Annotated in this window: 2 protein-coding genes and 1 pseudogene; all 3 read left to right on the top strand. The window is 73.9% G+C overall.

Annotated elements, in window-relative coordinates:
• Window positions 1–453 (top strand): annotated as a pseudogene (locus ACFTZL_RS44540) (AAA family ATPase); the annotation flags it as partial.
• An 80-nt stretch (window positions 454–533) separates the two neighbouring features.
• Window positions 534–812: a hypothetical protein gene (locus tag ACFTZL_RS44535; protein WP_382596256.1), complete on the top strand. Its 279-nt coding sequence runs from the start codon at window positions 534–536 to the stop codon at window positions 810–812.
• A partial coding sequence (locus ACFTZL_RS44530) for a DUF4157 domain-containing protein (protein WP_382596253.1) occupies window positions 809–1,846 on the top strand: 1,038 nt, incomplete at its 3' end. The genes ACFTZL_RS44535 and ACFTZL_RS44530, both read left to right, overlap by 4 nt.

Genomic DNA, 1,846 nt, shown 5'->3' with positions numbered 1-1,846 from the left:
GACGAGGCCGACGCCCTGTTCGGCAAGCGCAGCGAGGTCAAGGACAGCCACGACCGGTACGCCAACCTCGAGGTCAGCTACCTGCTGATGCGGATGGAGGCCTACCGTGGCCTCGCCATCCTTACCACCAACATGAAGAAGGCCCTGGACAACGCCTTCCTGCGGCGCATCCGCTTCGTCGTCGACTTCCCCTTCCCGGCCGAGCACGAACGCGCCGAGATCTGGCGCCGCGTGCTGCCGCCGCAGGCCCCGGTGAAGGACATCGACCCGCAGCTGCTCGCGCAGCTCACCGTGGCGGGCGGCTCGATCCGCAACATCGCCCTGTCCGGCGCGTTCCTCGCCGCCGAGGAGGGCGAGGCGCTCCAGATGCGGCACATGCTCGCGGGAGCCCGAACCGAATACCTCAAGCTGGAACGCTCCTTGACGCCGACGGAGGTCCGCGGATGGGTGTGACACAGACGGGCAGGACGCGGACCGGTGGGACCGAGACCGGTGGGACCCAGACCGGTGGGACCCAGACCGGTGGGACGCGGGTGGGTACGACACCGGCGCCGCGCGAGATCCGCGTCGAGATAGGCGAGCTGGTCCTCGACGGCTTCCGCGCGGACCCCGACCGGGTCTCGGCCGCCTTCGAGGACGAGCTGACCCGGCTGGTCCGCGAGCGCGGTGTGCCCGCCGACGGTCCTTGGACGGCCGACGTCCTGTCCGGCCTGTCCCCGCTGCCCGCCGGCCTGTCCGCACGCCGCCTCGGGCAGGAACTGGCCCGTGCGGTGCACGAAGGCCTGTGCGGCCGCGGGGAGGTGACGTCATGAGCAACTCGCCGACCCAGGACAGCCGTTCCGAGCAGTCCGCCGAGCAGCGCCGCCGCAAGCGCAAGGAGCGTGCGGCCACGTCCCGCGCCCCTGAGCCGAAGGACATCGTCAGCGGCGCCGGTCAGCCGCTCGACCCCGGCGTACGACGGGAGCTGGAGGAGCGCCTCGGGCACGACCTGAGCCGCGTACGCCTGCACACCGGCCGGGACGCCGGTCAGCTCGCGGAGCTGCTCGGCGCGGACGCGGTCGCCGTCGGCCAGGACATCTTCTTCGGCGAGGGGGCGTACCGGCCGGGCACGGACGAGGGCCGCCGCCTGCTCGCCCACGAACTCCTGCACACCGTCCAGAACCCGCACGGCCTCGGCACCCTGCGCGCCGGCCGGGACCTGGGCGCGGTGAGCCTGCCGCAGCAGGCCATCGAACGGGAGGCCGAGTCGGCCGCGCAGGACCTGGTCCGGGACACGGAACCCGGGCCGGACGCCGCCGCGGACCTCGACCAGGCACAGGCCACCCCCGGCTGGCTCCGCTACGCGACCGTCGACGCCGACCGCCGCCGCACGGAGCAACTGGACCCCGCGACCCTCGTCGACCGCCTCGCCAACGGCCTCCTGCGTTCCCTGCGCGGCGACCCGGAGGACCGGTCGGGCCGCGTCCGGATCCAACTGGCCCGTATGGCGCCCGAGGTGCAGGACAGCGTCCTGGACCGGCTGGAACTGCGGCTGCCCGTGCCCGTCGTCGACCGGCTGCTGGAGGGCGTGGAGGAGACGGAGCGCGCAGGGCCGCTGCCGATGGACACCGCGGCGGCTCCGCGGGCTGTCCCCGGTGCGGCGGAGGAGATCGAGGAGGAGCGCGCTCGCGAGGACTCCGAGGCCGATACCGCCCCCGGACAGGACGTACGGCCGGACGAGTCCGGCAAGCCCGGCGGGAAACCGCAGGACGGCCGGCCCGCGCCTGGCGGCGACCGGGAAGAGGACGCCGGGGACCAGGACGGAGGATCCGCCTCCGAAGACGCCGACCGGGAGAACGCCCAGGGC

Source organism: Streptomyces sp. NPDC056948, from assembly GCF_042674225.1.
GTDB classification, from domain to species: Bacteria; Actinomycetota; Actinomycetes; order Streptomycetales; family Streptomycetaceae; genus Streptomyces; species Streptomyces purpurascens.
The sequence above is the reverse complement of the archived record's forward strand: the minus strand, read 5'-3'. Positions and strand labels throughout refer to the sequence as shown.